Annotated in this window: 14 protein-coding genes and 1 tRNA gene; 1 reads left to right on the top strand and 14 read right to left on the bottom strand. The window is 36.3% G+C overall.

What is annotated here, in order from left to right; translation table 11 throughout:
• Nucleotides 1-13: 13 nt before the first annotated feature.
• From CLV55_RS01015 to truA, 13 genes are all read right to left on the bottom strand, one after another.
• Nucleotides 14-1618: a T9SS type A sorting domain-containing protein gene (locus CLV55_RS01015; RefSeq protein WP_112111876.1), complete on the bottom strand. Its 1605-nt coding sequence runs from the start codon at nt 1616-1618 to the stop codon at nt 14-16.
• A gap of 6 nt (nt 1619-1624) precedes the next feature.
• Complete coding sequence (locus CLV55_RS01010; protein ID WP_112111875.1) at nt 1625-3361, bottom strand: T9SS type A sorting domain-containing protein; 1737 nt, start codon at nt 3359-3361, stop codon at nt 1625-1627.
• A 4-nt stretch (nt 3362-3365) separates the two neighbouring features.
• Nucleotides 3366-5015, bottom strand: a complete 1650-nt coding sequence (locus CLV55_RS01005) for a T9SS type A sorting domain-containing protein (protein WP_158527008.1) — start codon at nt 5013-5015, stop codon at nt 3366-3368.
• Between the two features lie 54 nt (nt 5016-5069).
• Nucleotides 5070-5567, bottom strand: a complete 498-nt coding sequence (locus CLV55_RS01000; RefSeq protein ID WP_112111873.1) for a Spy/CpxP family protein refolding chaperone — start codon at nt 5565-5567, stop codon at nt 5070-5072.
• Nucleotides 5554-5856 carry a hypothetical protein gene (locus CLV55_RS00995; RefSeq protein WP_112111872.1) on the bottom strand — a complete coding sequence of 101 codons (303 nt, stop codon included), beginning with the start codon at nt 5854-5856 and terminating at the stop codon, nt 5554-5556. Before CLV55_RS00995 ends, CLV55_RS01000 begins: the two co-directional genes overlap by 14 nt.
• Before the next feature lie 52 nt (nt 5857-5908).
• Entirely contained in the window at nt 5909-6460 is a 552-nt protein-coding gene (locus tag CLV55_RS00990; RefSeq protein ID WP_112111871.1) for an RNA polymerase sigma factor, read from the bottom strand.
• A gap of 229 nt (nt 6461-6689) precedes the next feature.
• Nucleotides 6690-7454, bottom strand: a complete 765-nt coding sequence (locus tag CLV55_RS00985) for a hypothetical protein (protein ID WP_112111870.1) — start codon at nt 7452-7454, stop codon at nt 6690-6692.
• A 180-nt stretch (nt 7455-7634) separates the two neighbouring features.
• Nucleotides 7635-8027 (bottom strand): VOC family protein, encoded by a 393-nt coding sequence (locus CLV55_RS00980; protein ID WP_112111869.1) that lies wholly within the window; start codon nt 8025-8027, stop codon nt 7635-7637.
• Between the two features lie 788 nt (nt 8028-8815).
• The gene (gene lpdA / locus CLV55_RS00975; RefSeq protein WP_112111868.1) at nt 8816-10204 is read right to left on the bottom strand and encodes a dihydrolipoyl dehydrogenase; all 1389 of its coding nucleotides are present in this window, start codon (nt 10202-10204) and stop codon (nt 8816-8818) included.
• A 253-nt stretch (nt 10205-10457) separates the two neighbouring features.
• Complete coding sequence (locus CLV55_RS00970; RefSeq protein WP_112111867.1) at nt 10458-10997, bottom strand: phosphatase PAP2 family protein; 540 nt, start codon at nt 10995-10997, stop codon at nt 10458-10460.
• 3 nt (nt 10998-11000) lie between these two features.
• On the bottom strand, nt 11001-11981 hold the full coding sequence (locus tag CLV55_RS00965) for a phosphatase PAP2 family protein (protein ID WP_112111866.1): 981 nt from the start codon (nt 11979-11981) through the stop codon (nt 11001-11003).
• A 79-nt stretch (nt 11982-12060) separates the two neighbouring features.
• On the bottom strand, nt 12061-13818 hold the full coding sequence (locus tag CLV55_RS00960; RefSeq protein ID WP_112111865.1) for an ABC transporter ATP-binding protein: 1758 nt from the start codon (nt 13816-13818) through the stop codon (nt 12061-12063).
• Nucleotides 13819-13833: 15 nt separating this feature from the next.
• Complete coding sequence (truA, locus tag CLV55_RS00955; protein WP_112111864.1) at nt 13834-14568, bottom strand: tRNA pseudouridine(38-40) synthase TruA; 735 nt, start codon at nt 14566-14568, stop codon at nt 13834-13836.
• Nucleotides 14569-14689: 121 nt separating this feature from the next.
• Between truA and CLV55_RS00950 the strand changes: the two genes are divergently transcribed.
• Entirely contained in the window at nt 14690-15184 is a 495-nt protein-coding gene (locus CLV55_RS00950) for a metallophosphoesterase family protein (protein ID WP_112111863.1), read from the top strand.
• A 39-nt stretch (nt 15185-15223) separates the two neighbouring features.
• Here CLV55_RS00950 and CLV55_RS00945 read toward each other — a convergent pair.
• Nucleotides 15224-15297, bottom strand: a tRNA-Arg gene (locus tag CLV55_RS00945).
• Between the last annotated feature and the right edge of the window lie 48 nt (nt 15298-15345).

The following is a 15345-nucleotide window of genomic DNA, read 5'->3' as shown; positions in this document are numbered from 1 at the left end:
TCATAAGAATAAACTAGCGGACAATTATTTTTTTAGTTACTTCAACATCAGAAAACTGGAATTTGATAAAATACGTTCCTGAAGCTAGTGACCTAACCTCTAGTTCTGTTTTTGCTGAAAGGCTTTTATAGACTAAAGCTCCTTTTATGTTGTAAATGGATATAGTTTGAACGTTTTGAGCCATGTCTTTATCTTGGTAAGCAATAAATATAGTGTCATGAGCCGGATTTGGATATACCGAAATCTGTTGGTCTAATACAAAAACGTCATTCGTCAAGACAGGTACGGTGCATTGGGTAAAACCATTATAATTGGTCGTTGTGGTGCCACTTGGTGTAATATAATTAAAAGTATAGGTGCTCCCATTCCAACCAAATTGGGTGGCATAGCCTGGCGTTCCGTTTAACGTGTAAGAAACCGTATAGCCTGTATTTGGAGTATTTGGAGTACATGAAGTGATTAAGGCTCCGCTTAGAGGCGTCCAATTTTCATTTCTAACGGGATGAGCGGCTGCTTGTGGGATTAGTTGATAAGTGGCATCTTCGGTCACTTGACCTACAAAATTTCCAATCATGTAGGGCGCGGTCATCGTTCCATGATAATGGTATATCCCATTGGTTCCATAATGGCCATGATTTGTGTCAAGTGTTGCCATGGGACTTCCGTCGGGTTCTACACTACCATATACGGCATATCCGTCAAGTGAAAAGGCACAAGGCAAATTGGTTGTTGTTTGTCCTAAACTGTATAAGTGTAAAGGAGCTATATGGTAATGATAATCATCGCCACGACCACAATGTCCGCCATAATTATCCAATTGTCCGTCAAGATATGAATCGACTCCTGTATTGGTGTGATAGTTGAAAATAGGTACTCCATTGGCTGCTATCGCAATCGCTCCTCGGGTAAAGTGAACGTTGTCAATTGCAATAGGAGTGCTGGCTACTACTGGATTTAAAGGAATGCTCCAATGATTTGTTCCGATATAGCACTGCGGAATAGGTACTTGTTGTTGCCATCCATGATTGGATATGCCTACCATCATCGTGTGGTTTGGAATTCCCTTACTTTCTACATAAAAATAGGTATTGTCCCAAGAAGTTGCTACATTAGGAATAAAAGGAGTGAATGCCGCATTAACGAAAGCAGGGTCTGTAATGGTATTCATTTTTTTGGAAAAACTGTACAGCGAAAATAAAGCTCCTAAACCGAAGATAGGATAGAAGTATTTAGCTTTTGCGGCTGATACTTTTTTGTAGGTGCCAATTGTCAAAACGACTAAAATCAATAAAATCATAAATAGCTTTATAACGTTGGATTGATTTTCCTGAAGTCTACTCACTCTAGGCGTATTTAAAGCTTGTATTTGAGCCACTCTTTTTAAAACGTAGGTTTGATCTTTTTTACATAAATTTTTGAAAGGAATACAAATGCTATGGTTTTGAGCATCTTCCAGATATACCTTGCCGTTCTTCATCATTGAGAAAGAAGCCTCAACCATACGCTGGTCTTTAGTAAAGTTCCATTGTTTTAGAATTTGATGGTCGTAATTTAGGATGTGGGCATGCGCTATTAGGTTAAAAAGGCATACGAAGCAAAGAATTATCTTTTTCATCATTTTTTGTTATTTTGTTACTATTATTTTCCCAGTGCTTGAGGCACCATTTTCTCCAATTATTTTGTAAATATAGGTTCCATTTGAAACGGGAATTTCATAATCATCTTTTCCATCCCAAAGTACTTGAAAATTTCCTTCTGACACAGAATTATTGGTGACTAAATTCTTAATCATTTGCCCTAATTCATTATATATATAAATAGAAATGCGATCAGCTTTTTTGAGCGTAAATTCAATCTTTGAACTGGTTGTAAGGGGGTTAGGATAAACGATTTCATCAGCATAATTTGAATTCCATATTACAGCTGTTGGGTTACTTAAGCTATAGCAATTGTTTAGTGGAATGGTATAGCTAGCAGATACATCTTTATTGTGTCTTGTACCATTTTCACTAGCAGGAAGGTAAGCGCGTACATAGTCCACTTGTATTTGTGAAGCTCCTACGGTTATTCTTAAGTGTCCTGAATTTGCCACGATTTGCCCATTCAAATAACCATACGTCGCAGCTTGAGAAGGATAATTGAAATTAGGCAAACTTGGTTGTGGTGTTTCTTGATATACTAAACAATCTTTATCTTGTTTGTCAAAGAAATGGTCATGACCATGAAAGAAAATGGTCACATGATTTTCAGTCAATACATCTTTTATAGGTTTGTACCAACCGGGTCTATTGGTCGTAAATGCTGGAGTTATACCATCAGAATTCATGCCTCCCCATTCATATTTGTTGGCATATTCAATACCTCCACGGCCTTCAGCGTCACCCCCCACAATTTGATGGGCAAAGATAAATTTGAATTTGGCGGTACTGTTTTCAAGTGTTGTTTTTAACCAGTTGTATTGTGTTAAGCCTAGCGACCAATTCCATCCAGTATTTGCGGTAGGTTTCGGATTGGTGTACCAGTAAGGGTCAAGTACTACAAAAAGAGCATCACCCCATGTCCACGAATAATAAGCTTTTCTTTGTCCAGCGGTATTGTTTGGTCCAACATAGTTTTGTATCGTGGAATCTCCCGAATAAAAACTATCAGGCCCTGGATTTAAAAAAAACTTTTGTCGTTCTTGAGTATTCCAAACAGCAATGTTGTTTGCGGTTCCATTTAGATTCCAGCCCGCTTCTCCTTCATGATTTCCAAGAGCTATGAATAAAGGTACTGAATGACAAATGTTCTCATAATAGGAGCGAAGCAAGTTGCAACGATAAGTTATGGTGTCGTGCGGAATTAAGTTGGTCGTTGTGTTTTTTAATTTATCAGTCATTAGAAAATCTCCTAAATCAATCATGAAATCAGGATTGTCTTCGAGTTGGTTCTGTAGACATCTTTGATATAAGGCTGTGTCTGAAGAAGCATCTAGATGTGGGTCGGCTTGGACTACATAAACAAAACTGCTTCCCGCTTGTCTTTGTGTATGGAAACTATGTTCGGTTTTAGTCGTAAAATTGGTATCCCCTGGATTTCTATAGATGACCGCATAAAAGTATTTTGTATCGGGTTGTAATCCATTTATCGTAATTTCTACAGGGTCATTTGCCGCAAAGGTTTGCCAATTCGTTTGCTGACTATAATTTCCACTGGTTGTACCAAATTGAATGGCTACTTCAGCAGAGGTTGAAAAAAACATCTTTAGGGTTACGCTCGTATCGGTTGGTTTTCCTAAAATTTCTTGACGACTAATTGTTTGAGAGTGTACGGTATATTTTGTGAAAAATAAAATTGCCAATAGATATAGATTTTTTCTCATGTTCTTAATGTTTAATGATAATTTTTTTTGTTAAATCTTTGATTTGGTCGATTTGTAAAAAGTAAATTCCGTCAGGAATAGTGCTTGTTTCTAACTCGTTCGTTTCAAATGTAACTAAAGTTTGTCCTAAGATGTTTGTTAATTCATAATGATGATTTGTATAATCATTATCCCAAGCGATATAAAGTTTATCATCGGAAGGATTCGGATATGTAAATACTTTAGATTTTTTAGTACCTGCGTCGTTGGTATTTAAAGCACAAGCTCCAACGGAGTACGTATATCCAATTTCTCCATTCGTATGTCCTGTGGCTCCTGTAGTGCCGGGTATGTATGATTTTACATAACTCACCGTTACACAATTGTCAGAGACATCTACTTTAACATGTCCTGTTCCGTCTAATGTTACATCTGAATAGGCAGAGGCATTGGCGGTATATCCTAGTGTATATGTGGCATCACTGGGCATAGGAACTTCTTGATAGACTACCCCGTTGAGTTGTTCTTTAGCAAATAAATGGTCATGTCCTTGAAAGAAAATATCAACTCCAGTATCTATAAAAACTTGATGAATAGGTTTTCCCCATCCTGGTCTGTATTGGTCAAACTTATATTGATTATTTTGCATCCCTCCCCATTCATACCCCGGAGCCCAAACGATTCCACCTCTTCCTTGACCTCTTGAATGATGAGCAAAAACAAATTTATGCGCTGCGGTACTATTTTCTAAAACATTTCGCATCCATTGATATTGGCTATAGCCCAAAGTCCAATCCCAATTTTGTGGTTTCGAGCCATCTACTGGCGTAGCGCCTGGAAATATCTCTGTTCTGTAGACATCTAAAACTACAAATAACGCATCGCCCCATGTCCACGCATAATAGTTTTCTGGTAAATCCATTCCAAAGCCTTCAGAATTAGTATTCCCAGTATAGAACCCATTAGGAAAAGGATTTGGATAATAATATTTACGCCATTGTGTTCCCCATACCCCAATTCCATTGGGTGCTGCAGGTAAATTGTTGGTAGCGGTTGTGTAAATTCCATTTACATTAAGATAATAATCATTTTCGGCATCATGATTTCCAAGGCAAATATATAAAGGTACTGAATTACAGATTTGTCCTAAATACTGTCTGTAGTTTTTGTGTAATACATCCATATCAGCACTGGTCGTTGTCGTAGGTGAGTGGTCATCTCCAAAAATATCTCCCAGCGAAAGCATAAAATCTGGGTTTTCAGATTTTTCATTGGCTAGTGTTACTTGGTAAATTCCAGCATCAGAATAGCCACTATACAAATGTTCATCGGCTTCAACGGTAAATGTGAAAGGACTTCCTGCAGGGCGTTGTGTGTGAAACTTGTATTCTGAAGTTGGGGTGTAGCTTGTGGCTCCTACTACTTTATATTGCATTCTGTAGTAGTATTGTGTGTTTGGAGCTAAATTAGTTATATCTATTTCATCGGGTACATTGGCTGCGTTAGTGTAGATTACGGTACTATTCGGATAATTCCCGCTTTGTGTACCATATTCAAGATAATAAGTTACATTTTGGTCTAATAAAATGCTGGCCGTTATGGATGTATCTGTGGGTCTTCCTAAGATTATAGATTGTTGTTGTGCAATACTTTGTAATACTGAACATAAAAGCATACAGCAGACAAGATTGCACTTTAGGTTTAGAAAAGGAGCTTTGATTTTCATTTTTTATCTTTTATAGGGTTGGTTATCTGGTCTGAAATAATCTCGAATTTCACGAACCAAGTTTTTAAATTTTTCTTGTTGTTGAGCAGTACAAACCGATTTAAATTCTTGGGCTTGTTGGTAGCGCAACAACTCCATTTTATATTCGTTGGCTGAAATTTGTTTGGCTAATCCTTTGACAATTAGCGAATCGGTAGATTTGTTAAATATATTTTCGTTCATTAAATCTTTATCTTCTCTTATAATTTGCTTCAAAAAGGCTTCTTTTCGAAAATATTTTTCTCTGATGGCTTCAAACTGGCTTTCTTGTTTTTTAGTTAGGTTTAAAGCTTCTTTTAATATTCCCGAGACGTCTTTATAAGCCTCGTTTTTTGGAAACAAAAGAGGTTCTTCTCTTACACTATATTCTCTCCAAAAGAAAAAAAGGATCATAGAAAGATTTAAAAAAACGAGTAAGAAGATTATTCTAGTAGCGATTTGGTGTTTTTTAAAAATATCCATAATATTGATTTGTTGGAAGTAATAATTCGTTAGAAAGCATTTCATAACGTATTTTTTTTACGGGTTGTTTCTCATGATTTCTTGTATATGAAAAGAGAAGTATACTTCCATTAAGGAGCACCAAACCCGTTAAAAAAAGAGTATTACTATTCCATGAAGAGGATTTGGGAAGATGACGCAATTTATAAGCCATTATAGAGTCCCAATTTGATGAAACAGTTCTAGGAGGCATCAACTCAAAAGCGTCTAGTTTTTGAGTGATAGATTCTTGATGTAGTTCTGGATTCATAAAAGGATGTTTTTTAAGTTAGACGATATATTTTTATCATTCTGTCACGATGTTAGTTCTTTTTCAAAATTTCTAATAATCCCTCAGCCGATTTTTTCTTAGCCCGATGCACCAAGCTTTCTACAGCAATAACCGTGGTGTTCATGATTTCGGCAATTTCGGCATTGGAAAAACCTTCCATTTTACTGAGTGTAAAGGCTACACGTTGGTTTTCGGGAAGGGTGTTGAGTATTTTAGCTATTTCTCTATAATTTTCATCAATATGTATGGAGTCATCGGCTTGTGTTCCGCCTGATAGCCAATTAGAAACGCTTTCCAAAGGAAGTAGTTTTCCAAGGGAAGATAACCTCTTTTTTCGATTACGCTTTTTAATTTCGTCTAGACATTTTGAAATCGTAATACGATAAATCCATGTGCTCAGTTTTGAGTTTCCTTTAAAGGTGTGTATGGATTGAAAAATTTCGATAAAAACTTCTTGCGAGACATCTTCGGCATCTTGTTCATTGAGTAAAAAGCGATAGCACGTAGTAAACACACTATTTTTATAGTCTGTTACGAGCGCTTCAAAGGCGTTGTTGTCTCTAGCTTTTAGCTTTTCAATCATGTTGCAAAATACGGTTACATTGGTTTAGACGACGTTTTAGCAATGTCCTTGCATGAGGATTAGAATAAAGATATAAAAATTCTAGAAATAGGATGTTTTTTATGGAACTATAAGTTTTGTTGGAAACGAGAAAGGGTGTATGCACTATTTGAAGGGCTGTAATCGTTCAAAAAAAAACAAAAATATTTTACATTTAGTCACCGATGAATTGTAATGATCATTTCATTTTTTATCTCATTATCTTCATTCTAATGTATTGACATTTGTTGTTGATGTTGCCGTCTTTGTTCCAGTAAACATTGATGTGATTGACCGGACAATACAGGTACCCGTCTTGACTCCAAAAGGTTTTGTTTTCTTCCAAAGTATTCATCCAGTTTTTAAAACTCACGTTGACTACGGGTTTTATTTTTCCGTTTTTAATGGAGTACAAATCCAAATCGGCGGTGTTTTCATACGGATTGGCATAAATGCAAATGATGTGTTTTTTGTCGGGAGCCACATGTGGATAGCTTCCTAAAGCAATTGTTTCGTTGCCCGAAGTTTTGTCAATCAATTTGTAATCCAGAGTTTCCCAATACATACCACCAACAATATATTGGTTCAAAAAAGGAATCTGACCGATATAGGTATATTCGTGTCGGTCTTCTTCATTGTCGGGTTTGTCAACAAATTTCACCTTCTTTTTCAAACAAGGCAAGATAATAACGCCTTTCTTTTTTTTGATTTTATCGATGTCGGTAACATAATTCACCGCAGTTTTCTTCTTGGCGTCGTATTCTTTTTTACTCACCAATTCGATTTTTAAAAAGCGTTTCAGTCGCGTCAAGTCTTCGAAATATTCCACTTGCTCATTCAACGTCATCGAACTCATGACATTCAAATCAGACGGTGTCAAAGAGGTTTTGGTAGAATCGTTACGCTGTTGTTGACCGAAAGCAGTAGTAGCACTCACAAACAAAACCAAAAGCACAGAAGATAGGGGTATTCTCATAATTAAAGGATGTTGTTCAAAGCTAATGATTTTAATTGAAAGGTTTAAAAATAGTTATCTAATGAGTAGGTTACATCATAGCATATTAAAAGAAAAAAAACTGGGGATTAGTTTATGTCTTTGTTTGAGCGGATTGCAAATCCGCTTCATCTGAGTTGTACATTTACTTTATTTTAAGTATTAGTTCATGGGGGTGCAGATTTCAATTAAAAAACCGTCAATGTCTCTAATGTAGGCAACCATTTGTCCCCAAGGTTTTGTTTTAGGATATTCTAAAATTGTTCCACCTGCATTAACGGCTGATGCCAAAGTTTCTTCAACTTGGTCTGTTGTGAAACCTATTTCAATACCAAAAGGTTTTTCTGTCAAACGACTTTCTGTAAAACCGTTCTTCAGATTTGATTTAGCTAATGTTATTGATGCAAATGAAAGAGTGGTTTCGCCAACTAAAAGTTCGCCATAATCATTTGTAGGAGTTATAAATTTTCTTTTAAAACCAAATGCTTTTTCATAGAATTCAATCGACTTTGTTACGTCTTGTACGTAAAGAATAGTGTAAGAAAATTGTATCATTACTTATCAGTTTTTACAATGATTGTTAACAAACTATAATATTAAACCATCAAAAAAAATAGTCCTCTCAACAAAGATAAAAAAATATACTTTCGGGTTTTTGATTTGATTGTTTTTTTGTTCTTGGAAGAAACAGATTGACTATCTACTTTATAGGAGGTATTCTCTTGAAATAATTCAATAGTTTAATGAGATACTTTACCAATAATTCAACACAGATCTTTGTTGTGGTAATAATGTTTTGCATTTTTTTTTAATTCATCAAGAAGAAAAAAACGAATACGCTTGATGAATAAATAAATTCTTCCTGATGATAAAATAAAAAGATATACATCTTTCAGTAAAAAGATAATATCTTTTATGAAAAACATGTATATCTTTTAGTCAATAGATATATATCTTTTATAAAATTTATCAGGAGAAATATATTTTATAAACCGTATCAATTAAAAAACTCCTATTGATAAAAGCAAATAAATGCAGTGCTTGTAAAAAAATCTTATGAGGTTTAAAAGGGATATGATTAATTAATGTGTAGAAATTTTTTGAGAAGGATAAAAAAAAACTCACTCCTTGGAACACAAAGTCACACAAAATTTAGCACGGAGTTTCTCAAGGAGTAAAAATTTTCTTTTGTAATCGATGTCAAGTGAAGCCCCTTTAAAGACAAAAAAACTATGTTTCTATATGATAAAAAGCAATATTAGAAGCACTAGAGCTATTTACACCCAATAAAAAATCCGTTCTGCTTTCACAAAACGGATTAGTCTATATACTAAATCGATATTCTACAAGTGAATTACTTCATCATAAGCTGCAGCAACCGCTTCCATCACTGCCTCACTCATAGTAGGGTGTGGGTGCACTGCTTTTAAAATTTCATGGCCTGTTGTTTCTAGTTTACGAGCAACAACCGCCTCAGCAATCATATCCGTAACACCAGCACCAATCATGTGGCAACCCAACCATTCCCCGTATTTTGCATCAAAGATTACCTTTACAAAACCATCGGCAGCCCCCGCCGCTTTTGCTTTTCCAGAAGCTGAGAATGGGAATTTACCAATTTTCAATTCGTATCCTTTTTCTTTAGCCGCTTTCTCTGTCAATCCTACAGAAGCAATCTCTGGTGTTGCATACGTACAGCCTGGGATGTTGCCATAATCAATGGGCTCTACATGTAATCCTGCAATTTTCTCCACACAGTTAATTCCTTCCGCCGAAGCCACGTGCGCCAAAGCTTGTCCAGGCGTTACGTCTCCAATAGCATAATAACCAGGCACATTCGTTTGATTGTAAGCATTCACTAAGATTTTATCTCTATCTGTAGCGATACCTACTTCTTCTAGACCTATATTTTCAATGTTGGTTTTGATACCTACTGCCGACAATAAAATATCTGCTTCAAGCACTTCTTCACCTTTAGCCGTTTTAACATAGGCTTTCACTCCAGCACCTGATGTATCAATACGCTCTACAGAAGCATTGGTCATGATGTTCACACCTGCTTTCTTCATAGAACGCTCCATTTGTTTCGAGATGTCTTCGTCTTCTACAGGTACGATATTTGGCATAAACTCCACAATAGTCACTTCCGTTCCCATCGAGTTGTAGAAATGCGCAAATTCCACTCCAATCGCTCCCGAACCTACCACAATCATTTTCTTAGGTTGTGTTGGCAACGTCATCGCTTGTCTATACCCAATTACTTTAACACCATCTTGCGGAAGATTAGGCAATTCTCTTGAACGAGCCCCTGTTGCAATGATGATATGATCTGCTGCATATTCAGTTACTTTACCGTCTTTATCGGTAACGTCTACTTTCTTACCAGGCTTGATTTTACCAAAACCATCAATCACGTCAATTTTGTTTTTCTTCATCAAAAATTGAACACCTTTGCTCATGCCGTCGGCTACATCACGCGAACGTTTTACTACAGCAGCAAAATCTTTATCAAATTCTTTTACTGTCAATCCATAATCGGAAGCATGTTTTAGGTAGTCAAAAACTTGAGCCGATTTCAAAAGCGCTTTCGTTGGAATACAACCCCAGTTAAGGCAAATCCCCCCTAAGTTTTCTTTTTCAATAACCGCTACTTTAAAGCCTAATTGTGACGCACGGATGGCTGTAACATATCCTCCAGGGCCACTTCCTAAAACAATAATATCGTATTTCATTTTTCGAGTGTTTATTTATTATTTGTGAAAAATGCAGTCGCTCTCGCTCGTGTCATTTTTTAATGTATTTATTTATTATTTGTAAAAAATGCAGTCGCTTTCGCTCGTGTCATTTTCTGTATGATTTTGTAAGTTTATTGAGTTTGCGAAATTAGTAAAAAAGTTTATAAGTTTATAGGTTTATATAGTTTATGAGGTTTAAAAGTTTATAAATTCTAACAAATCTAATAATCTAATAATTCAATAAACTATTTTAAAAACTATAATTAAACCCAATCGTATAGCCTTTGTCTACTTTATTGAGGGAAACATTAATTTTGTTTTTTTCATAAGGTTTGGTAAACAAATAAGAAGTACCTATTCCGATAGTGGCTCCAGCCAAGACATCCCAACCGTCGTGTTTTTTCGCTTGAATACGTGAATATCCTACAAAAGAGGCTAAGATATAGGAAGGAATTCCATACTTCCAGCCATAACGTCTTTGAATGAAAGCCGCTCCAGAAAAGGCACTTGTGGTATGTCCTGAAGGGAAAGAAAGATTATCAGAACCATCAGGTCTTGGTTTTTGCACAATGTGTTTTAATGCTTGTTCAAGAATGACACTAGAACCATACGCTTTGATAAATTGCCAAGTGGGTTTAGTATGGTCGTCTTTATACAAAAAAGTCGAACCAAATGCTACGGCTGGAAGCGCCATTTGGAGAATATCGCCCGCGCTTGTGATGGTTTTGTCTTGTGCTTTGGAATTTGTAATACACAATAAACACAATGTGATGAGGAGTATTTTTTTCATGGTTTAAAAAGTGATGGTTGCCCCAATAAGGTTCATGTTATTCAAGCGATTGAACGAATAGTTTGTCTTGAAAGTAGTTTTTTTGGTTCCTGTATTGAGTGCGGTTTCTTTTTTAATAATACGACGATTTGCAATGGTTTTTCCCATAACATATCCCATAAAAACAGCAATGGGATAATCGGAAGTCCAATGCACACGTCCACTGACCATGTTGAACGCTAATAGTGTTCCTAAAGAATAGCCAACGGGTTTTATCCATTTAATTTCGGGATAATTTGTAGCAATTACGGTAAGTGTGGCTATATATGTGGCCATGTGTCCCGAGGGCATCGCATCATAATTAGGAGTCGTTTTCTGATAAGCGGTAAAACTAGGAAACGGATTCCATTCGCCACCATCTACACCGCTCTTAATAGCAGCTACAGGACTTTGTCTTCCAGTAATTCTTTTGATGGTTTGAGTCGAAACACCCACAGAAAAAAGCACTTCAATCAATTCGTTGGAAGTGTTTATAGCCCGGTAATCGACTTTTCCTATCTTCCCAATGGCATAAAACATCCCACTAAGAAGTAACGTTGTATTCCCATTTCCTAAATAATAAACACCAGAACTTACACTAGTGGGAAACATCTCTAATCCTAAGACTCTCTTGTATCTAGAATCTTTATCCCAGCCACCAATGTCTGCACCCAATTTATTGGCGTCGTTCATGATTTTTTGATCGTAAGGCATTATAGCAAGCGTTGATCCAAGAGCTAGGGCATCCCATTTTAAATTTTCTTTTTGTACGGCAAAGGTTCCTATACTTGCAATGTCTCGAGGAATGTATCTAAACATGTCCCAGGTAGTTGGTTTGGTAAATCCATAAGTCGTATTTTCGTCAATCTTAAATTGTTGGACGGTATTGTTTATAGAGTCTTTAACTTGTGAAAAAACATTTGAAAAAACGAGAAAAAGTAAAAGAGATACGTATTTTTTTGTCATACCAATGGGATAAAATTGGGTGCGAATATAATTCAAATTAAGAAATTTTTAACTTAAAAAGGACTTAATTGTATAGGTGTCATTGTTTTTCATTTAAAAATTGGGTTTCGTATAGTTTTTTATAATAGCCCTTTTCGATGTTGAGAAGCGCTTGATGCGTTCCTCTTTCAACAATTTCGCCTTTATCCATAACAAGGATACAATTTGCTTTTACGATGGTTGCTAAGCGATGCGCAATGATAATAGAAGTTCTATTTTCTGTTAGAGCATCGGTGGCTTTTTGAATTAATTCTTCCGAATAAGAATCGACAGAGGCGGTGGCCTCATCCAAAATCAAAATGCTTGGGTTGCTCATATAGGCTCTTAAAAACGCAATAAGCTGTCGTTGTCCTGCCGAAAGTGTGGCGCCGCGTTCTTTGACATCATACGAATACTGATTGGGTAAACTCATAATAAAGTCGTGGATTCCTATTTTTTTTGCGGCTGAGACAACGTCTTCTAAAGTAATTTTTGGATTGAACAGGGTGATGTTGTTGTAAATGGTGTCGGCAAAAAGAAAGACGTCTTGCAATACAACTGCAATGTGTTTGCGTAGGCTTTCTATTGTAAAATCGTGAATATTTTGGCTGTCAATAGTAATACTTCCCTCTTGAATGTCGTAAAAGCGATTGAGCAGATTGATAATTGTAGATTTTCCTGCGCCAGTAGCACCAACAATGGCAATGGTTTGCCCTGCCTGGACATTAAAAGAAAGTTTTTTCAAAATGTCTTCCCCTTGCAAGTATCCAAAAGTTACCGTATCAAAGTTAATTTCCCCTTTAAAATGCGGTGCTTCTAGCGTTCCAGAAGGTTGAGGTTCTTCTGTGATATCCAAAAGGTCAAACACCCTATTTGCAGCAATCATGCCCATTTGCATTTCGTTAAACTTATCGGCGATTTGTCTCAATGGATTGAATAGCATTCCGATAAACATAGTGTATGCGGTCATTTGTCCGATAGTTGTAAATGGATTTCCTTGTAAAATTTGAAAACCACCATACAAAACAATGACCCCGAGTGTAAGCGAAGAAATGATATCGGCAATGGGAAAGAAAATAGAATTGTATAAAATGGTCTTAATCCAAGCGTCGTTGTGTTTTTTGTTAATTTCCTTAAATTTTTCAAATTCAGGGGTTTCTCGATTGAAAATTTGAACGATATTCATGCCTGTAACGCGTTCTTGTACAAAGGTATTGAGATTGGCAATTTGGGTACGAACTTCTTCAAAAGCGACTTGCATTTTTCTTTGGAATACTCTAGTGATAAATATCAAAAAAGGCATGGCAAGTAATACAATTAGTGATAGGCGCCAGTTCATGAAAAACATAATTCCCATACACACCACCATTTTTAATAAATCACTGATAATCATAAACAATCCTTGACTAAAAATTCGTGCGATTTGTTCAATATCGGCTACGGTTCGCGTTACGAGTTGTCCTACGGGGGTTCCATCAAAGTACTTAATCCTAAAAGAAAGAATGTGTTGAAAAAGTTGAGTTCGAATATCTTTAATGATGTCTTGCCCAAGGATGTTGGCCCACAAAACGAAATAGTATTGGAATACGCCTTCTAAAATCAGCGCTATCCCCATAAAAAGTGTATACTGTTGGAGTCCCGATAATTTGCCTGGTTTTATAAAAGCATCTACAATAATTTGCAAAAACATAGGTCTCAAAGCGGCAAAAATTGAAAGCAAAATAGCAAACCAAACTACTCCAGTAAAGCGATTGCGGTAAGGCTGTGTATAGGTCAATATTCTTCTGAATAATCGGATGTCAAATGCTTTAGCTTTCATGAAAGGGGAGTGAAATTAAAGATAAGGATAAATAACTTGAGTCAGGTACAAGCCGTGAGCAGGCACAGAAAAGCCAGCTTGGTTACGATCTTTATTTTCAATAATGGTTCGAAATTGTTCTAAGGTAATTTTTTTTCGTCCCACGTCAATCATCGTGCCTACTATAGCGCGCACCATATTTCGTAAAAATCGATCGGCAGAGATGGTAAAGACGAATCTATTATGCTGCTCGCGCCAATGGGCTTCATAAATCTTACAATTAAACGTATTGACATCGGTATGCGTCTTTGAAAAACATTCGAAATCATGATATTCAAACAAAATTTGACAAGCCTCATTCATGATTTTAAGGTCTAAGGGGTAATGATAATGCCAAGAATTGGAACAATCAAAAGCGTCTTTTTGTTGGTGAATGTGGTATTCATAAGTACGTTTTATAGCGTCAAAACGGGCATGAGCCTCCTCTGGAACTCGGTAAATGGCATGAATCGCAATATCTTTAGGTAAATAAGAATTTAATTTTTGTATAAGCTCCGGAATTGAGTCTAGGGCATTTGTTTCGAAGTGTGCATACATTTGTTTGGCATGTACTCCTGCATCCGTTCGTCCCGCTCCAACCAATTCCATAGGCGCTTTGAGCATTAATGATAATGCTTTGCTAAGAGTTTCTTGAACCGAGTTGGCATTGGGTTGGTATTGCCAGCCATGATACTTCGTTCCTTTGTATGAAAATTCTATAAAATATTTCAAGTAATAGGGTGCTTTGATTTGAGTACAAATTTACAAAGGTTTTTATTAATGCCGTTTATTCAATATAAAATCATTTTTTAAGTACCTTTACCCCAATGATTATCGTTAAAAACAGCCGATAGTGAAAAAAATTCTTTTGCTTTCTGATAGCCACAGTTTTATTGATGAAAAAATTTTGAAATACGTACATCAGTCCGATGAGGTATGGCATGCAGGCGATATTGGCGACCTGATGGTAACGGATACCCTTCAGAAAATAAAACCGTTGCGCGCCGTTTATGGTAACATTGATGATCACAAAGCGCGGTTAGAATTTTCTGAATATTTATCATTTGAATGTGAAGGAGTATCGGTACTCATGACACACATAGGAGGGTATCCTGGAAAATATGCGCCTAAAGTAAAAGAAAAGATACTACGGGAAACACCAAAATTATTTATTTGTGGTCATTCCCATATTTTGAAAGTTCAATTCGATCAAACATTACAGATGCTCCACATGAACCCGGGTGCTTGTGGTATTCATGGGTTTCATCAAGTACGAACGATGTTGCGTTTTGAAATTGAGGCAGGAAAAATCCAAAAATTGGAAGTCATTGAATTAGGGAAAAAATAAAAAAAACGCTCATGTGTATGAGCGTTTTCATGATATTTGTGACCTCGACAGGATTCAAACCTGTAACCTTCTGAGCCGTAATCAGATGCGCTATTCAGTTGCGCCACGAGGCCTTTTTTGTGGGTGCAAATATAGCTAATAATATATAATATGCAAACAGA

It is taken from the genome of Flavobacterium aciduliphilum (genome assembly GCF_003268855.1).
GTDB lineage: Bacteria > Bacteroidota > Bacteroidia > Flavobacteriales > Flavobacteriaceae > Flavobacterium > Flavobacterium aciduliphilum.
This window is presented reverse-complemented; position numbering and strand designations above follow the sequence as displayed.